The sequence below is a fragment of the Streptomyces sp. NPDC037421 genome, assembly GCF_055602105.1.
In genome coordinates this window covers 124,276-141,100 of the sequence record NZ_JBVJWV010000014.1, presented here as the reverse complement: position 1 = coordinate 141,100, position 16,825 = coordinate 124,276, and the positions used below count along the sequence as shown (strand labels likewise).

Below are 16,825 nucleotides of genomic sequence, written 5' to 3'. Positions count from 1 at the left end.
TTCGACCCGCCACCTCCAGGCTAATGGTCCAGAAACCGCTGACAAGACGTTCCCCGGTCCTTCCCGGTTCACCGCTTCGGCCAGGGAACTACCCTGGTGGGGTGACTGTTACTCCTCATCCCGACGAAGCACGGCCCGGCGACGGCCTGATCAAGGCCGGTGGCATCGTGTTCATCGTCGGCGCCCTGGCGACCCTGGCGACGATGGCCCCGCTGTTCCTGGGCACCGACCCGTTCCCGTCGTACGCGTGGGCCGTGTGCATGCTCATGGGCGTCGGCTTCGCCGTCTCCGCGGCGGGCGTACTGCGCTCCGCCGCCGCGCAGCGCAAGGCGGCCCGGGCTTCCCAGGCCGCCTGACGCGGGCACTCAGGCCGCGCGGGTCCGCTCGTACGCGGCGAGCCACTGCGGCAGCTCCGTGAGGTCGGCCAGCACCACGTCCGCGCCGGCCTCGCGCAGCTCCGACTCCGCGCACGGCCCGGTCGGCACCGCCACCGACAGCGCGCCGGCCGTCCGGGCGCCGCGCACGTCGCCGACGTGGTCGCCGACGTAGACCTGCGCCCCGTACTCGCGCAGCGCCTTGGCCTTGGCCTCGGCCCAGAGCCAGCCGACGACGGCGTCGGGCTCTATCCCCAGGTGCTCCAGGTGGTGCCGGGCGTTGGGCTCGTTCTTCGCCGTCACGACGATGGCCCGCCCGCCGAGCGCCTGCACGGCCTTGACCGCCTCGCGGGCGCCGGGCATCGCGGGGGTCGGCTCGATGGCGTGGTCGACGTAGATCTCCCGGTAGAGGTCCCGCATCGCCGGGATCTCCGCCTCCGGGAACCAGTAGGCGAGCTCCTCCTCCAGCGGCGGCCCGAGGCGCGTGATGGCCTCGTCGGCGTTGATGTACGCCCCCGTCTTGGCGGACAGGGCCTCGTAGGCGGCCTTGATGCCGGGGCGGGAGTCGATGAGCGTCATGTCGAGGTCGAAGCCGACGGTGAGCTGTGGGGGGATGGAGCTGCCTGAGGTCATAGCGCCATTGTGCCGAGGCTCCACCGGGGTGAGGAACCGTGAGCGGAGGTTGGCTGGCCGGATGACGTTTTTTGGCGTAATGCCAGCTATGTACCGATTTACTTGACGGGGACTTGACGCGGGGCTGAACGGCGGGGGCGGCTCGGTGCGGGCCTGCCATCTCCCCCTCGACCCCCCGGGGCGGGGCGGGGCGGTGGTTGCCCACCCGCCTCCGTCTGCGGGGCGGTGGGGTGGGGTGGGGTGGGAGCGGTATTCCCCTGGGCGGTCTCATGGCCGGTTTGGGGGTTTCCCGGCAGTCCCATCGTCCTTCCGTGTCGGGCCGGTCCCTCAAGGGCGCTCCCTTCGGTCGCGTCACTTCGTGATCGCCTTCGGCGACCCTTGACCGACCGTCCCGCCCCGGAAAGCCGAAAGACTGCCGGGAAACCCCCAAAAGAACGGCACGGTCCAAGGGGAGAGGACGGCCGTGTCAGCGATGAGGCGCGGGGCCGGGGGCGGGCCCGCCGGGCATCCGGGCCCGCATGGTCGTGTTTCCGGGCCGGGGGCCCGGCTACCTGCACCAAATGTTGACCGAAGCCCCGTGCGGAGCACCCAGGCGCGTCCGATCGCTACGCGCTCCTCCCGGCTTGGCGTCCGGCGGCCGTCTTGGGCTGATACCCGCACCACATGCCGATCAGAGCGCTGCGGGAAGCGGACGGGCGCGTCAGGTCGCTACGCGCTTCTCTGATCTCGGCGGCCGGCCGTTGCGGTGCTTGCTCAGCTTGTAGATGCCCAGGGGCGGGAAGATTTCGACCCGGACCGGGTGGTCCTGCTGGGCGCAGGGCACGCACAGCAGGTCCCGCTGAGAGCTGCGGAGAGTGGTCCGAGCCACCTGGACGGGGTTTCGCCAGCAGGCTTCGCACGTCACGACATCGGTCGGGGTGGTGGTGAACTCGGTCGCGATCACTGGAGATTCGCCTCCTCTGTCCCCAGAGCAGGATGAGGACTGCAGGCCATCAGGGCATGACTTCGTCCAGGCGCGCGGCGCCGACGCGGACGAGGAGGGCCACGGAGGCGGAGGCGCAGTGCGAGGGTTCGGTGCCGGGAACGGACCAGTAGATCGGCGTCTCACGGGTGTACTCGCAGCGGTTGACGGCAGGTACACCCAGGTGGGTGCGGGGAGCGAGGCATTCGACGCCGCGTGCCGACGTCCGCCAGTCCAGACGGTCTTCAGGCCGTACGAGCGGGTAGAAGTTGCGGCCGCGTCCGTCGTGGATGACCGGGCCGTCGAGGCGTTCGGCCAAGGCGAAGGCGACGTCGTCAGGGTCGGTGGACTCCACCGCCGCGTGCACGACCGCCTCTGGGATCCGGACCGCCCCGAAGGTCTGGCCGACGGGGATGACCGCAACACCGTGCTCGGTCCACTCGGCCCAGGCCTGCCGGGGGTTCGGGTGGCTGGCGGCGAGCCAGTCGGCCATGCTCGTGCAGTTGTTCACAGGCACTGCTCCCTACATCGTCAGCTGGTGGTGAGACCAGCCTGACCGGCCGGAGGGACTGGAACACTCACAGATTTGTGAGTGCTACAGACCGACCCAGCGAGCCATGCCGCCCAAGCTCTCCGAGGGTCGTCGTGAGAGGTGCACCAGACCACGCACCACTGCCCGGGTGCCCGGCAGGTGTCGCGTCTGTTCGGGTGCCGCTCGCCGTGCACGGAGCAAGTACTTCAGCGACGTGTCCACGTGCCCTGTCTCCATCTCCACGAGTGCCCGGTCGACCATGTAGCGGGCGCGCCGCGAAGTCACCGCCGACGGCGGCATCTTCAGATTCCGCGCCTGGACAAGGGCCTGGTCGTAGCTGCGCATGGTGATCGCCGCACCGAGGTCATGAAGTGCGACGTTCACCCGGCCGAACGAAAGCCAGTGCACCTCGCCGGCCTCGGCGCCTACTTGCTCGGCGAGTTCGCGGGCGGCTGCGACACGGTTCTCGACGGCCGAGCGGTCACCGGCGCGTGCGGCCACCGTCGCCGCGCCGAGGTGCAGTTGGCCGGCGACCGCGAGCGACTCCCGACTCGTCTCGCCCACCAGCAGCCTGTGCCCGGTATCGATCAGTCTCAGGCTCGTGGAATTGCGTACGAGGATGGCGCGCTTGTACAGCTGCACCGCTCCGAGGCAGGGATCCGAGGCCCGGTCCGCAGCCCACCCCATGCGGTCCAGAGCCACACGGGAGAGATCCGGGTAGCCCAGTTTCAGAGCCACGTCGTGGGCGGTCCGGTAGGCCGATGCCAGTGCCTGCCACACCCCGGTCGACGAGGTGGTGGACGCGGTATGCGTCAGTTCCACGATCAGACCGGGCAGTACCTTGGCCGCTGCCCGCAAGTGGGTGGCTCGTACCTGCCGGCACGCTTCATCGGCTGCCTTGATGAGCACGGGTGCGGGCCGGATGCCGATGAGGCGGGGGTTGGGTCCCAGATCGTAGGCGTCGAGCGCTTCCCGGATCGGCGTGACCAGCGCGACCAGCCGGTCAGGGGTGAGAGAGGACACGGACGGCGGTCCTGTCAGCGTTGACGTTTCCACCTTGAGGGCCTGGGCCACGGCCTTCACCAATCCCTCGCTGGCTGGACGTGCACCACATTCGACCTGGTTCAACAGGCTGAGGCTGTACGGAATCCGGGCGGCGAGTTCGCGCTGTGTCAACCGAGCGAGCCGGCGTTGCTCACGGATCCGCGCGCCGGTGTGGTCATCGTCAGGTCGAGGCATGTCGGTCTCCGTCCTGGACTCGTCACCCGGACCGTACCCGCCCCCACACCGCTCCAGGTCCTCAATCGCCCTTGACTGCCACGAACCGGGGCTGCATAGGCTCGGGGTCATGACGACGAGGACGCTCTACCTGTTCTGCTCGGCCGCGCCGCCCGTCTTCGACGTAGCCCGTGTGATCGAGGATGCCCAGGCGCGCGGCTGGGACGTCTGCCTGGGACTCACGCCTTCGGCTGCCGAGTGGCTGGAGGACAGCTTGGCCGGGCTGGAGGCACTCACCGGGCATCCCGTGCGCTCCCGGTACAAGCGCCCCGGCCAGCCGGACGTCTGGCCGCCCGCAGACGCGGTCCTCGTGGCCCCCGCCACCACGAACACGATCAACCGGTGGGCCCTCGGGATCACGGACAGCTTCGTCGTCGGCTTCGCTGCAGAGGCCCTCGGCAAGAACATCCCGCTCACGGTCATGCCATGCGTCAACGCCGCCTACGCCCAGCACCCACAACTACCGCTCTCCCTGGAGACCCTTCGGGAGGCCGGGGTGCAAGTTCTGTTCGGAGAAGGCGGCTTCGAACCGAACCCTCCCGGAGAGAAGCGTCCGTACCCGTGGGGCGTGGCACTGGATGCGGTGGACGATCTCCGTCAGTGATCTGCCCCATCCATGTGTGCCAGCACCTCATCCCATACATAGCCGCCGTCCGCCCAGGTCCACAGCCACTGGCGCAGTGACGGAGTCGCGTACGGCAGGCCGTCGTGAGGGTCCTGTCGTCTGACGCGCCCACGCGCTTCCCGCGCTGCTCCGGTCGTCATGTGGTGCGGGTATCTGCCCCAGACGGCCGCCGGACGCTGAAATCCGAGGAGCGCGTAGCGATCTGCTGCGCTTGGGTGATCCGCAGGGGCATCTGGTCAACATGTGGTGCAGGCAGCCGACCCTCCGGCCCTGGAGGAGGATCAAGGCCGCCCGGATGCCCGGCAGGCCAAGACCCGGCCCCGTCGCCTCATCGCTGACAGGCCCGTCCCTCTCCCTTGGACCGTGCCGTTCTTTTGGGGGCTTCCCGGCAGTCTTTCGGCTTTCCGGGGCGGGACGGTCGGTCAAGGGTCGCCGAAGGCGATCACGAAGTGACGCGACCGAAGGGAGCGCCCTTGACGGGCCGGCCCGACACGGAAGGACGATGAGACTGACGGGAAACCCCCAAACCAGCCCTGATCCGGCCCAGTCGGCACCCCGCTCCCCACCCCGGCCCCCGGGGGGAGATGGCGGGCCCGGACCGCGAGCTGCGTACAGCGCCCCGACCGCCCGCGCCACGAGTCGGCGTACCCCGCCCCCGCCTCCCTACCGCCGTCGGGAGCGCCACAGCAGGTACGCCGCCGTGACCGCGCCCGCCGTGCGGGCCAGGGTGGGCCAGAGGGACTGGAAGGCCGGGCCGACCTGGTCGGAGGGGATGGGGGTGCCCCAGTGGCCGGCGGCGCGGCCCCAGAGCCAGAGCATGGCCAGGGTGAAGACCGCGGCGGGCAGGCCGAGGAGTACCCACTTGCGCTCGCGGGGTCCGAGCACGCGGGAGGCGTACGCCACCAGCGCGCCGGCGCCGAGCAGCAGCCAGTACGCGGTGAGCGCCCCCGCGAGGAGCAGTAGCGCCGCCAGTACGAGGAACGCGTGGGGGCGGGGCCTGGGTTCCCCTTCCGGGGCGGCGGCCTTCTTCTTCTCGCGCCGGTCGCGCAGGAACCGTACGAGGCCCCCCGCCGCGGCGGCCGGGCCGGCGGCGGGGTCCGGCTTGGCGTTCCCCGCCTCCCGCGCCTCCCGCGCCTTGCGCTCCTCCTCCGCCTCCTCCCCGAAGAGGTCCGGGATCTCGATGCCGCCCGCGAAGCCCTCCACCTGCGGCCCCCTCCCGGAGGCGCCCGGGGACAGGCTCCACCAGTCGGGTTCGGCTCCGCCGGAGGGCCCGAGTTCGTCGAGCCCGGCCAGGTGCGGCGGAACGTTCTGCGGGGCGTTGCGCGGGAGGTTCCCGGGGCCCCGCTGGGCCGGCACCGCCGGGGCCGCCGGCGCCACCGGCGGGGCCGCCGCCCGTGCCGCGCCGACCGTGTCGAGGACCTCCTCCGGCGTGCCGATGCGCTCCAGGATTCCGCGTACGGCTGCCGGGGTGTCGGGCTCGTACTTGGCGCGGCGCCGGTCGATCTCGTCCCGCAGCCCCGAAACCAGCCGCATCCGGTCCCCGGACGACAGCTGCCGCCGCGCCGCCAAGTCCCCGACGCGGCTCAGATATTCGTAGACCAGATGGTCGCTCTCGATCCCCACGCCCCCGACGGTAGCGCGTGCGTCCGTGGAGCGGCCGACGACGCAGCGGATACCGTTGGCCGGATGGGGACCGGACGGCGGTCCGGCCGGCGTGACCAGGAGGCGACCAACGTGCCCGAGGCAAGTACCGCTGCGGCGAACGCCCCGCGCTCCCTCGCCGAGGCGCTCCGCGCCCGCGACGACGTGGCGCTCGCCGCCCTGCTGCACGCCCGCCCCGATCTGCTGAACCCGGTGCCCGGTGACGTCACCCAGCTGGCCACCCGCGCCGGCACCCGGGCGTCGGTGGTGCGCGCCCTGGACCGCCTGGACCGGTTCGCGCTCCAGACGGCCGAGGCCCTCGCGGTGGCCCCGGACCCGTGCCCGTACCCCGTGCTGGAGGAGCTGCTGACGGGCTCCGGCGGCGAGGACGCCGAGGCCCGCGACGCGCTCCCCCGGGCCCTGGGGACCCTGCGGGACCAGGCTCTGGTGTGGGGGGACGAGGACCGGCTGCGGCTGGTCCGCACCGCCCGGGAGCTGCTCGCCCCGTCGGCGCAGCGGCCCTCCCCGACGGGGCTGGGGCCGACGGTCGCCGAGGCGACGGCGGGGATGTCGCCGACCCGGGTGCAGGAGATCGTGGCGGCGGCCGGGCTGCCCGCGACGCACGACCCGGTGTCGGCGGTGGCGGCGCTGACCGGGCTGTTCACCGACCCGGAGCGGATGTCGGCGCTGCTGGACGGGGCTCCGGCGGAGGCGCACCAGGTGCTGGGGCGGCTCGTGTGGGGGCCGCCGTACGGGGAGGTGACCCCGGATCCGACGCCGCCGGTGCGCTGGCTGCGCGACCGGGGGCTGTTGCTGCCGGCTTCGCCGCGGACGGTCGTACTGCCCCGCGAGGTGGCGCTGCACCTGCGCGGCGGGCTCGCGCACCGGCGTACGGAGCCGCTCGCGCCGGCGGTCGGCGTGCACCGGGAGCACCGTCCACAGCTTGTGGACGCGAACGCGGCGGGGCAGGCGCTGGCGGCGCTGGCCACCGTCGAGGAGCTGGTGAAGTCCTGGGAGCACGCGGGGCCGCTGGTGCTGCGGGCGGGCGGGCTGGCGGTGCGGGACATGAAGCGGACGGCGGCGGCGCTGGACACGACGGAGTCCGAGGCGGCGTTCTGGGTGGAGCTGGCGTACGCGGCGGGGCTGCTGGCCAGCGACGGGGAGGCCGACGAGCGGTACGCGCCGACGCCCGCCTTCGACGACTGGCGGGAGCTGCCGCCCGCGGAGCGGTGGTCGGCGCTGGCGGCGGCCTGGCTGCCGGCGACGCGTACGCCGGGGCTGGTCGGGGAGCAGGACGCGAAGGGGCGCACCCTGTCGGCGCTCGGCCCGGACCTGGACCGTTCGGCGGCGCCGGAGGTGCGGCGGCGGGTCCTGGACCTGGTCGGGGAGCTGCCGGAGGGCGGGGTGCCCGATCCGGAGGCGGTGCTGGAGCGGCTGGCGTGGGAGCGCCCGGCGCGCGGTACGGGCGATCTGCGGGCCCGGCTCGCGCGGTGGGCGCTGCACGAGGCCGAGGTGCTGGGTGTCACGGGGCGGGGTGCGCTCAGCGCGTTCGGCCGGGCGCTGCTGGAGCACCGGGATGCGGCGGGGCTGCTGGCGCCGCTGCTGCCGGAGCCGGTGGACCACGTGCTGTTGCAGGCGGACCTGACGGCGGTGGCGCCGGGGCCGCTGCTGCGCCCGCTGGCGGAGACGCTGTCGGTGCTCGCGGAGGTGGAGTCCAAGGGCGGGGCGACGGTGTACCGGTTCACTCCGGGTTCGGTGCGGCGGGCGCTGGACTCCGGGCAGGCGGCCTCGGACCTGCACGCGTTCCTCGCCGAGCACAGCCGTACGCCGGTGCCGCAGCCGCTGGCGTACCTGATCGACGACGTGGCGCGGCGGCACGGGCACCTGCGGGTCGGCTCGGCGTCCTCGTACGTGCGCTGCGACGACGACGCCATGCTGGGCGAGATCCTGGCCGACAGGCGGTCGGCCGCGCTGGGTCTGCGGCGCCTGGCACCGACGGTGCTGGCGGCGCAGGCGGATCCGGCGTCCCTGCTGGAGGGGCTGCGGGCGATGGGGTACGCCCCGGCGGCGGAGTCCCGTACCGGCGACGTGCTGGTGGCGCGGGCCGACGCGCACCGCACCCCGGCGCGTTCGGCGCCGGTGCCGGTGCCGGACGGGCCGCCGGTGCCGGACGCGACGCTGCTGGGCGCGGCGGTACGGGCGATCCGCGCGGGCGACCTGGCGGCGACGGCGGTCCGCAAGGAGCCGGCGGCCTCGTCGTCCTCGGGCGTTCCGGGGGAGCTGCCGCGCACGAGCGCGGCGGAGACCCTGGCGACGGTGCAGGCGGCGGCACTGACGGGGTCGGCGGTGTGGATCGGGTACGTGAACGCGGACGGGGCGGCGAGCCAGCGGGTCATCGCCCCGGTGCGGGTGGAGGGCGGCTTCGTCACGGGGTACGACCACACGGCGGACGAGGTCCGTACGTACGCCCTGCACCGCATCACGGGGGTGGCGGAACTGGCGGAGGACCAGGTGTAGGGCACCGGCGCGGGAAAACCGCTGGTCGGCGGCGGGCGGCAACCGGCACCCTGACGGCATGTCCGAAGCAACGACCGCGGTCGCGCCCGAACCCGTGACCCCCCGGCACCAGATCCGCGCCGCCCACACCGGCACCACCGTCACCGTCTACCAGGCCTACGCCCCGCACCTCGGCGTGCCCGCGGCCCGCGACGGGCGGTTCCCGCCCGCGTGGAAGCGGGAGCGGATGACGTGGATCAAGCCGTCGTTCCTGTGGATGATGTACCGCTGCGGCTGGGCCGCCAAGGCCGACCAGGAGACCGTCCTGGCGGTCGAGATCAGCCGCGAGGGCTTCGACCTGGCCCTCGCCCAGGCCTGCCTGTCCCACTACGTGCCCGGCGTCCACGCGGACCGCGAGGCGTGGAAGGCGTCCCTGGCCGGCTCCCCGGCCCGGGTGCAGTGGGACCCGGAGCGGGACCTCCACCTGAACGCGCTGCCCCACCGGTCCCTGCAGCTGGGCCTGTCGGGGCCGGCCTCACGGGCGTACGCCGACGAGTGGACGGTGTCCATCCGCGACGTCACCCCGCTGGCCCGGGAGGTCCACGGCCTGGTCCGCGCGGGCGACCTGGACGCCGCCCGCGCGCTGCTCCCGGCCGAGACGCCCTACCCGGCGGGCCCGCTGCCTCACCTCGGCGCGTAGTCGACGAGCCCGGTCTCGAAGGGCCACACCTCGCGCAGCCACGCGCTCACCGTCTCGTACAGGGGGGCGTCGAGGTACGCCCGGTCCTCGCGCACCCAGGAGCTGACCTGCACCCGCCCGTCCTGCTCCTTCGACGGGTAGACGTACAGGCAGCCGATGACCTCCGCGTCCCCTTCCAGCACGCTGTACGTGAACCCGCGCCGCTCGGCGAAGTCCCGCGCGTGCTGCTCCAGGTCGGCCAGGTTCGCCTCGGCGGACATCCCCTCCAGCGGCGGCCAGTTGCGGCCCGTGAAGCCGGGCGTGGCCCGGATGTGCGCGATGCTCCCGGTCCAGGCGGCGAGGTCCCGCACATTGTGCTCCGCCCCGAGGGGCTCCAGCCGGAAGCCGTCGCCGGCGAGGGTGCGCGGCACGTCGAAGCCGTCGGGAACGAAGGGCTGCTGATCTTCACTCATGCCCGGAAGGTACGCCGCGCGGGCGGACGGCGTCAGCGCGTTTTTCCTCCGGCCCGGCCCGGCAGGACCCCCACGCCCGCGGCGGGATGCGGCAGACTGGAGGTTTGGCCGTCCGCGCCCGGGCGGCCGCCACCCCGCCGGAAAGGGACCAGGCGTGAACGGGCCTCTCATCGTCCAAAGCGACAAAACACTCCTTCTCGAGGTCGACCACGAGCTCGCCGGGGCCGCGCGGCGCGCCATCGCCCCCTTCGCCGAGCTGGAGCGGGCGCCCGAGCACATCCACACCTACCGGATCACCCCGCTCGGGCTGTGGAACGCCCGCGCCGCCGGGCACGACGCCGAGCAGGTCGTCGACGCGCTCGTCGAGTACTCCCGCTATCCCGTCCCGCACGCGCTGCTGGTCGACGTCGCCGAGACCATGGCCCGCTACGGGCGCCTGACCCTCTCCAAGCACCCCGTCCACGGGCTGGTGCTGACCAGCACCGACCGGCCGGTGCTGGAGGAGATCCTGCGTTCGAAGCGGATCATCCCGCTGGTGGGGGCGCGGCTCGACGCCGACACCGTGGCCGTGCACCCGTCGGAGCGCGGGCAGATCAAGCAGACCCTGCTGAAGCTGGGCTGGCCGGCCGAGGACCTCGCCGGGTACGTGGACGGCGAGGCGCACCCGATCGAGCTGGAGGAGAACGGCTGGGCGCTGCGCCCGTACCAGGCGCAGGCCGTCGAGGGCTTCTGGCACGGCGGCTCGGGTGTGGTCGTGCTGCCGTGCGGCGCGGGCAAGACGCTGGTCGGGGCCGGTGCGATGGCCAAGGCGAAGGCCACGACGCTGATCCTGGTGACCAACACCGTCTCGGCGCGGCAGTGGAAGCACGAGCTGGTCAAGCGCACCTCCCTGACGGAGGACGAGATCGGCGAGTACTCGGGCACGCGCAAGGAGATCCGGCCGGTCACGATCGCCACGTACCAGGTGCTGACGACCAAGCGGAAGGGCGTCTACCCGCATCTGGAGCTGTTCGACTCCCGGGACTGGGGGCTGATCCTGTACGACGAGGTGCACCTGCTGCCCGCGCCGGTGTTCAAGTTCACCGCCGACCTCCAGGCGCGGCGGCGCCTCGGCCTGACGGCCACTCTGGTCCGGGAGGACGGGCGGGAGTCGGACGTGTTCTCGCTGATCGGGCCCAAGCGGTTCGACGCGCCGTGGAAGGAGATCGAGGCGCAGGGCTACATCGCGCCGGCCGACTGCGTCGAGGTCCGCGTCAACCTGACCGAGTCGGAGCGGCTCGCCTACGCGACCGCCGAGACCGAGGAGAAGTACCGCTTCTGCGCGACGACGGCGACGAAGCGGAAGGTGACGGAGGCGCTGGTGCGCAAGCACCGGGGCGAGCAGACGCTGGTCATCGGGCAGTACATCGACCAGCTCGACGAGCTCGGCGAGCACCTGGACGCGCCCGTCATCAAGGGCGAGACCTCGAACGCGCAGCGGGAGAAGCTGTTCAACGCCTTCCGCGAGGGCGAGATCAACGTGCTGGTCGTCTCGAAGGTCGCGAACTTCTCGATCGACCTGCCGGAGGCGACCGTCGCCATCCAGGTGTCCGGCACGTTCGGCTCCCGGCAGGAGGAAGCGCAGCGTCTGGGCCGGGTGCTGCGGCCGAAGGCGGACGGGCACGAGGCGCGGTTCTACTCGGTCGTGGCGCGGGACACGATCGACCAGGACTTCGCCGCCCACCGCCAGCGCTTCCTGGCGGAACAGGGCTACGCCTACCGGATCATGGACGCGGACGAGCTGCTGACGAGCGACTGACCGGACCCCCTGAGGGCGGCCGCGGGGCCGGGATCCGGCCGGCCTCGGGCGGGCGGTGGCCGTGCGGGCCGTATCGGCCGGGTTGGCGGGTGCGGCGGCGGTGGGCCGCACCCGTCAGGGCGGTGAGCAGCGGTACGGCCCACACCCACAGCTGCGGCCACTCCCGCAGCAGGGCCCGGCCGGTCACCGGGACGTGGTGGGCCCAGAAGTCGGCGGAGGCCTCCGGGAGCACCAGCAGGCCGAGCAGGGCGGTGCCGCAGAGGCCGGCCAGGGCGGTCACGGCGACCCGGAAGCGGCGGGTCAGCAGCAGGTACGGGATGAGGAGCGCCGGGGTCAGGGTGATCCCGGCGGCAACGCCCAGGGCGAAGCCCTTGCCGAGGGCGGCGCGCGGCCGGCCGAGGTCCCAGACGGCGAGGCAGGCGAGCGCCAGGTTGATCTGGCCGGGCAGCGGGCTCTGGAACAGCGGCTCCAGCCACAGCCCGGCGATGGTGGCGGCCATGACCGGACCCCGCCGGGCCCGTACTCCGGCGAGCCGGCAGGAGAGCAGGACCAGCAGGGCGAGCAGGCCGGCGTTCCCGAGGACGAGGACGGCCTTGAGCACACCCGCCGGAAGCCAGGCTGCGGGCGTGAAGAGGATCGCGGCGAACGGCGGATAGGCGCTGGGCGGGTGCCACTCGGCGGCGGAGAAGCCGCTGAGGACGGCGTCGGCCGTCGGAATGCGCAGGGCGATGCACAGGACGCCCAGAGCGAGCAGCGAGCCTGTGACCAGCACAGCTGCGAGTAATGAGGGTGGGGAAGCGGAAGCGGGGCTGCGGGTCACGCGCGTGACCCTAGTGGATCAGCACCTGGCTACCGCCGGGTTCAGGCCAAAGCCTTGCGCACACCCGCGAAGGGGGCGGCGGCCGGCCGCATCGGCTGCGGCCGGGACGTCAGCGGCGTATGACGCCGGCGTCCTCGGCGTACTCACCGAGGACGACCACGCTCATGGCGGCAGCGGCGAAGACCTTCGCGGCGCGCAGGACATCGCCGACGCGGTGGCGGGGACGGTGGTACGAGGTGGCGGTGGCTCCGCTCGGGAGGCCGCCCTGGACCGGGGCAAAGGTTGCGGTGCTCATGTATCCATGGTGCGTTTTCTCCCCTCTGCGCACATCGCCCTCGGGACGGAACCTGCCGCCCTCCCGTGTCCTCCTCGCGGCCCATGGCATCCCCTAGTGGCTCTGCCGAAGGTCTGACACTCCCCGGTATGACACCCGTACGGAGGTCCTGCCCCCCGGGACTTCCGGCCCCCGAAATCCATTCGCGCCGTCCGGCCCGGCTGACTACAATCTCCGCTCTTGCCGCCTCCCGCCGCCCCATCGGGGAGAGCCGCCTTCCCGGGGCCCCTCCCAGCGGTAGCCGGGGGAGGAAACCGGGGGCTTCCCGTACCGCACCGACACAGCACCGGACCACATCAGCTGGAGGCCTTCCCGTGTCCGCGCACGCCCCCGACACCGCATCCGACACCACGTCCTCCCCCGGCGCGGACCCCGCCGGTCCGCTCGGCCGCGAACGGGCCCACCTGGCCGCCTCGCGCTCCGCCCTGCGCGCCATGCGCGAGGACGTCGAGGCCCTCGACATCCGCGACGTCACCGCGAACTGGGTCAACGCCATCGTCCTCCAGGCGCAGATCGACGACCGCATCAAGGCCCTCGCCGACCTCGCCCACACCCCGCTCTTCTTCGGCCGCCTCGACTACCTGCACGCCCCGGGCGCGGAGCTGGCCGAGGGCGCCGAGGGCGAACAGTTCTACATCGGCCGCCGCCACGTCCACGACGCCGAGGGCGACCCGATGGTGATCGACTGGCGCGCGCCGGTCTCCCAGCCCTTCTACCGCGCCTCCAAGGCCGACCCGCAGGACGTCGGGCTGCGCCGCCGCTTCGGCTACACCGGCGGCGAGCTGACCGCGTACGAGGACGAGCACCTCTCCGACCCGGCGGAGGCGCAGGCCGTCAGCAAGCTGCTCCAGCAGGAGATCGAGCGCCCCCGCGTCGGCCCCATGCGCGACATCGTCGCGACGATCCAGCCCGAGCAGGACGAGATCGTCCGCTCCGGCCTGTCCGGCTCGGTCTGCGTACAGGGCGGCCCCGGCACCGGGAAGACCGCCGTCGGCCTGCACCGGGTCGCGTACCTGCTGTACGCGCACCGCGAGCGCCTCGCCCGCACCGGAACGCTGGTCATCGGGCCGAACCGTTCCTTCCTGCACTACATCGAGCAGGTCCTGCCGGCCCTGGGCGAGCTGGAGGTCAAACAGGCCACCGTCGACGACCTCGTGGCCCGCGAGGGCCTGGAGGTACGCGGCACCGACGCCGCCGCCACGGCGGTGGTCAAGGGCGACGCCCGGATGGCGGAGGTGCTGCGCCGCGCGGTCCGCTCGCACGTCACCGCGCCCACCGAGCCCCTGATGGTGGTGCGCGGCTCGCGCCGGTGGCGGGTGCCGGCGTACGAGCTGGAGGAGATCGTCACCGAGCTGCAGGACCGCGACATCCGCTACGGCGCCGCCCGCGACGCGCTGCCGCAGCGGATCGCGCACACGGTCCTCGTCCGCATGGAGCAGGCGGGCGAGGCGCCGGACGACCGGGTCCAGGACGCGGTGGCCCGCAACGCGGCGGTGAAGGCCGCGGTCAAGGCGGTCTGGCCGGCGGTCGACCCGGCGAAGCTGGTGCTGCGGCTGCTGTCGGACGCGGAGTTCCTGGCACTGCACGCGGACGGGGTCCTCACGGAGGACGAGCAGAAGCTGCTGCTGTGGACGAAGCCGTTCCGGAGCGTGCGGTCGGCGAAGTGGTCGGCGGCCGACCTGGTGCTGATCGACGAGGCGGCGGACCTGGTGGAGCGGACGCCTTCGCTCGGCCATGTCGTCCTCGACGAGGCGCAGGACCTGTCCCCGATGCAGTACCGGGCGGTCGGGCGCCGGTGCACGACGGGCTCGGCGACGGTCCTGGGCGACCTCGCGCAGGGCACCACTCCGTGGGCCACGCGCAGCTGGGACGAGGCGCTGGCGCACCTGGGCAAGCCGGAGGCGGTGCTGGAGGAGCTGACGGCGGGCTTCCGCGTACCGCGCGAGGTGATCGCGTACGCGTCGCGGCTGCTGCCGTCGATCTCGCCGGGGCTGGCCGCGGTCTCCTCGGTGCGTGAGACGCCGGGGTCGCTGACGGTGAGCCCGTCCGCCGACCTGACGGCGGACGTGCTCGCAGCCTGCCGCGCCTCCCTCGCGCACGAGGGCTCGATCGGCCTGATCGCGGCCGACGCGCGGATCCCGGTGCTGGCGGAGGCCCTGCTGGAGGCGGGCCTGCCGTACCTCTCGCCCGGCGAGGAGACCACGGCGGAGTCCCGCCTCACGCTGGTCCCGGCGTCGCTGGCGAAGGGTCTGGAGTACGACTACGTGGTCCTGGACGAGCCGGCGGCCATCGTCGACGGCGAGCCGGACGAACGCACCGGGCTGCGCCGGCTGTACGTCTGCCTCACCCGAGCCGTCTCCGGCCTCACGGCCCTCCACTCCGCCCCCTTGCCGGCGGCGCTGGCCCAGCCTTCCTGAGCCTGGCGGGCCTCCCGGGCTTCGGCCCGCTGCGCCGGCCTCCGGCCGCGCAGCGGCCCGGCCGCCAAGGGCTGTCCCGTGATCCCCGGTGGATCAGCGCGCGGCGTCGGATGCGGTGCGTCGCAAGGCGGAGGGGCGCCCCCGTACTGGGCGTATTCGGGCGTTCCGACAACGCGGCGAGGTGCCGTAGCCGGCGTCGTGCGCCCGCCGGGGATTACGGACAGCCCTTAGGCCAGCGCGGCTCGCCATTCCGCGACCGCCGCCGCCGAGACCGGCCGCTCCCACCCGGAGGGGCGGGCCGCGCCGCCGATGTGGAACGCGTCGATGCCCGCCTCCCGCAGCACCGGCAGGTGCGACAGGGCCAGGCCGCCGCCGACCAGGATCCGCGGCCCGTACCCCGGCTCACCGCGCCGGCCCGCCGCGGCTTCCGCCAGCAGCACCGGGAGCCCGTCCGCGACGCCGGTCGCCGCGCCCGCCGTCAGGTACGTGTCCAGCCCCGGCAGGTCCGCGAGGGCCTTGCGCAGGCCGTCCCGGTCCGCGGCGCGGTCGATCGCGCGGTGGAAGGTCCAACGGCAGCCGTCCAGCTCCGCGAGCACCGCCTCGACCGCGTCGAGGTCCGGGCTGCCGTCGGGGTGCAGGAAGCCGAGGACGAACTCCTCCGCTCCCTCCGCCCGCAGCTCCCGCGCCGTCTCCACCAGCACGGAGACGTCGCCCGCCGCGAACCCGTCCGCCTTGCGGAGCATCACGCGCAGCGGGATGTCGACCGCCGCCCTGATCGCCGCGAAGGTCTCGCGCGGCGGGGTGAGCCCGTCGGCGGCCATGTCGGTGACCAGTTCGAGTCGGTCCGCCCCACCTGCCTGGGCGGCGACCGCGTCCTCGGCGTCGAGGGCGATCACCTCCAGGAGCGCACGGTTGCTCATGTGATCCCATCCTTATGCCCATATGGAAAATAGGTCTAGTCCAATATCCAGGGTACGGGCCCCACCCCGCGCTCCACCAGCGGAATCACGTCACCCCCACAATGTCCGCATGGACACGCCCGAGACGACGCCCGACACCGCCTCCCTCCGCGCCCGCTGGGACGCGACCGCCACCGCCGCCGGCGCCACCCGCGACCCCGCCCCCTACGCCGACCGCCTCCTCACCGCCTGGGCCGAGCCGCAGCGCCGGTACCACACCACCGCCCACCTGGCCGACGTACTCGCACGGATCGACGTACTCGCCGGCCACGCGGCCGACCCCACCGCCGTCGAGCTCGCCGCCTGGTTCCACGACGCCGTCTACCGCCCCGACCGCTCCGAGAACGAGGAGCGCAGCGCCGCCCTCGCCGAGCGCGCCCTGCCCGAGCTGGGCGTCGGTGCGGCCCGCACCGCCGAGGCCGCCCGCCTGGTGCGGCTCACCGTCACCCACGACCCCGCCCCCGGCGACACCAACGGCGAGGCCCTCTGCGACGCCGACCTCGGCGTCCTCGCGGGCACCCCGGACGCGTACGCCGCCTACGCCGCCGCCGTCCGCGCCGAGTACGGCTTCGTCCCCGACGAGGCCTTCCGCACCGGCCGCGCCGCCGTGCTGCGGCAGCTCCTCGCCCTCCCCCGCCTCTTCCGCACCCCGTACGGCGCCGCGCACTGGGAGGCCCCGGCCCGCCGCAACCTGGAGGCCGAGCTGGCCGCCCTGACCTGACATACGGCGGACCGGCCGGGAATGCGTCCCGGTTCGGGGCGGTTCGGGTAGAACATGCCCGCAGCCTCCGCAAGATCCTCGTCC

Annotated in this window: 16 protein-coding genes; 7 read left to right on the top strand and 9 right to left on the bottom strand. The window is 73.4% G+C overall.

All coding sequences use genetic code 11. From position 1 onward, the window contains the following. The first annotated feature begins 101 nt into the window (after positions 1–101). Positions 102–356 carry a hypothetical protein gene (locus ACZ7IF_RS21640; protein ID WP_470973571.1) on the top strand — a complete coding sequence of 85 codons (255 nt, stop codon included), beginning with the start codon at positions 102–104 and terminating at the stop codon, positions 354–356. Positions 357–365: 9 nt separating this feature from the next. On the opposite strand, the gene ACZ7IF_RS21635 is transcribed toward ACZ7IF_RS21640, so the two are convergent. The 4 genes from ACZ7IF_RS21635 to ACZ7IF_RS21620 form a co-directional block, all read right to left on the bottom strand. Continuing rightward, positions 366–1,007 (bottom strand): HAD family hydrolase, encoded by a 642-nt coding sequence (locus ACZ7IF_RS21635; RefSeq protein WP_470973569.1) that lies wholly within the window; start codon positions 1,005–1,007, stop codon positions 366–368. 700 nt (positions 1,008–1,707) lie between these two features. Next, positions 1,708–1,950, bottom strand: coding sequence for a hypothetical protein (locus tag ACZ7IF_RS21630; RefSeq protein ID WP_470973567.1), 243 nt, complete (start codon positions 1,948–1,950; stop codon positions 1,708–1,710). A gap of 49 nt (positions 1,951–1,999) precedes the next feature. Beyond that, positions 2,000–2,479: a hypothetical protein gene (locus ACZ7IF_RS21625; protein WP_470973566.1), complete on the bottom strand. Its 480-nt coding sequence runs from the start codon at positions 2,477–2,479 to the stop codon at positions 2,000–2,002. 84 nt (positions 2,480–2,563) lie between these two features. Beyond that, a complete protein-coding gene (locus tag ACZ7IF_RS21620; protein WP_470973564.1) occupies positions 2,564–3,739 on the bottom strand; it encodes a helix-turn-helix domain-containing protein in 1,176 nt (391 codons plus the stop codon). A 109-nt stretch (positions 3,740–3,848) separates the two neighbouring features. Here ACZ7IF_RS21620 and ACZ7IF_RS21615 point away from each other — a divergent pair, with 109 nt between their 5' ends. Then, entirely contained in the window at positions 3,849–4,382 is a 534-nt protein-coding gene (locus ACZ7IF_RS21615) for a flavoprotein (RefSeq protein ID WP_470973560.1), read from the top strand. A 684-nt stretch (positions 4,383–5,066) separates the two neighbouring features. Here the strand turns inward: ACZ7IF_RS21615 and ACZ7IF_RS21610 are convergent. Next, positions 5,067–6,026, bottom strand: a complete 960-nt coding sequence (locus tag ACZ7IF_RS21610; RefSeq protein ID WP_470973559.1) for a hypothetical protein — start codon at positions 6,024–6,026, stop codon at positions 5,067–5,069. Between the two features lie 63 nt (positions 6,027–6,089). Here ACZ7IF_RS21610 and ACZ7IF_RS21605 point away from each other — a divergent pair, with 63 nt between their 5' ends. Together ACZ7IF_RS21605 and ACZ7IF_RS21600 are read left to right on the top strand one after the other, a co-directional pair. Then, positions 6,090–8,561 carry a helicase-associated domain-containing protein gene (locus ACZ7IF_RS21605; RefSeq protein WP_470973557.1) on the top strand — a complete coding sequence of 824 codons (2,472 nt, stop codon included), beginning with the start codon at positions 6,090–6,092 and terminating at the stop codon, positions 8,559–8,561. A gap of 58 nt (positions 8,562–8,619) precedes the next feature. Further along, positions 8,620–9,240: a DUF4291 domain-containing protein gene (locus ACZ7IF_RS21600; RefSeq protein WP_470973554.1), complete on the top strand. Its 621-nt coding sequence runs from the start codon at positions 8,620–8,622 to the stop codon at positions 9,238–9,240. On the opposite strand, the gene ACZ7IF_RS21595 is transcribed toward ACZ7IF_RS21600, so the two are convergent. Then, positions 9,225–9,692 carry a GNAT family N-acetyltransferase gene (locus tag ACZ7IF_RS21595; protein ID WP_470973553.1) on the bottom strand — a complete coding sequence of 156 codons (468 nt, stop codon included), beginning with the start codon at positions 9,690–9,692 and terminating at the stop codon, positions 9,225–9,227. The genes ACZ7IF_RS21600 and ACZ7IF_RS21595 overlap by 16 nt on opposite strands. Positions 9,693–9,846: 154 nt before the next feature. Between ACZ7IF_RS21595 and ACZ7IF_RS21590 the strand changes: the two genes are divergently transcribed. After that, the gene (locus ACZ7IF_RS21590; RefSeq protein ID WP_470973551.1) at positions 9,847–11,490 is read left to right on the top strand and encodes a DNA repair helicase XPB; all 1,644 of its coding nucleotides are present in this window, start codon (positions 9,847–9,849) and stop codon (positions 11,488–11,490) included. Here the strand turns inward: ACZ7IF_RS21590 and ACZ7IF_RS21585 are convergent. Together ACZ7IF_RS21585 and ACZ7IF_RS21580 are read right to left on the bottom strand one after the other, a co-directional pair. Beyond that, positions 11,456–12,262 (bottom strand): glycosyltransferase family 87 protein, encoded by an 807-nt coding sequence (locus tag ACZ7IF_RS21585; protein WP_470973550.1) that lies wholly within the window; start codon positions 12,260–12,262, stop codon positions 11,456–11,458. The genes ACZ7IF_RS21590 and ACZ7IF_RS21585 overlap by 35 nt on opposite strands. Positions 12,263–12,419: 157 nt before the next feature. Next, the gene (locus ACZ7IF_RS21580) at positions 12,420–12,605 is read right to left on the bottom strand and encodes a hypothetical protein (protein WP_470973548.1); all 186 of its coding nucleotides are present in this window, start codon (positions 12,603–12,605) and stop codon (positions 12,420–12,422) included. Between the two features lie 473 nt (positions 12,606–13,078). Here ACZ7IF_RS21580 and ACZ7IF_RS21575 point away from each other — a divergent pair, with 473 nt between their 5' ends. Then, complete coding sequence (locus tag ACZ7IF_RS21575) at positions 13,079–15,061, top strand: HelD family protein (RefSeq protein ID WP_470973634.1); 1,983 nt, start codon at positions 13,079–13,081, stop codon at positions 15,059–15,061. 227 nt (positions 15,062–15,288) lie between these two features. On the opposite strand, the gene ACZ7IF_RS21570 is transcribed toward ACZ7IF_RS21575, so the two are convergent. Further along, a complete protein-coding gene (locus tag ACZ7IF_RS21570; RefSeq protein ID WP_470973547.1) occupies positions 15,289–15,981 on the bottom strand; it encodes a copper homeostasis protein CutC in 693 nt (230 codons plus the stop codon). A 109-nt stretch (positions 15,982–16,090) separates the two neighbouring features. Here ACZ7IF_RS21570 and ACZ7IF_RS21565 point away from each other — a divergent pair, with 109 nt between their 5' ends. After that, the gene (locus ACZ7IF_RS21565) at positions 16,091–16,741 is read left to right on the top strand and encodes an HD domain-containing protein (RefSeq protein ID WP_470973545.1); all 651 of its coding nucleotides are present in this window, start codon (positions 16,091–16,093) and stop codon (positions 16,739–16,741) included. The last annotated feature ends 84 nt before the right edge of the window (positions 16,742–16,825 follow it).

Coding starts and splice junctions, on each gene's coding strand:
- ACZ7IF_RS21600 (WP_470973554.1), top strand. CDS start 8,620: ATGTCCGAAGCAACGACCGCGGTCGCGCCCGAACCCGTGACCCCCCGG.
- ACZ7IF_RS21570 (WP_470973547.1), bottom strand. CDS start 15,981: ATGAGCAACCGTGCGCTCCTGGAGGTGATCGCCCTCGACGCCGAGGAC.
- ACZ7IF_RS21620 (WP_470973564.1), bottom strand. CDS start 3,739: ATGCCTCGACCTGACGATGACCACACCGGCGCGCGGATCCGTGAGCAA.
- ACZ7IF_RS21595 (WP_470973553.1), bottom strand. CDS start 9,692: ATGAGTGAAGATCAGCAGCCCTTCGTTCCCGACGGCTTCGACGTGCCG.
- ACZ7IF_RS21605 (WP_470973557.1), top strand. CDS start 6,090: ATGGGGACCGGACGGCGGTCCGGCCGGCGTGACCAGGAGGCGACCAAC.
- ACZ7IF_RS21615 (WP_470973560.1), top strand. CDS start 3,849: ATGACGACGAGGACGCTCTACCTGTTCTGCTCGGCCGCGCCGCCCGTC.
- ACZ7IF_RS21580 (WP_470973548.1), bottom strand. CDS start 12,605: ATGAGCACCGCAACCTTTGCCCCGGTCCAGGGCGGCCTCCCGAGCGGA.
- ACZ7IF_RS21635 (WP_470973569.1), bottom strand. CDS start 1,007: ATGACCTCAGGCAGCTCCATCCCCCCACAGCTCACCGTCGGCTTCGAC.
- ACZ7IF_RS21565 (WP_470973545.1), top strand. CDS start 16,091: ATGGACACGCCCGAGACGACGCCCGACACCGCCTCCCTCCGCGCCCGC.
- ACZ7IF_RS21575 (WP_470973634.1), top strand. CDS start 13,079: ATGCGCGAGGACGTCGAGGCCCTCGACATCCGCGACGTCACCGCGAAC.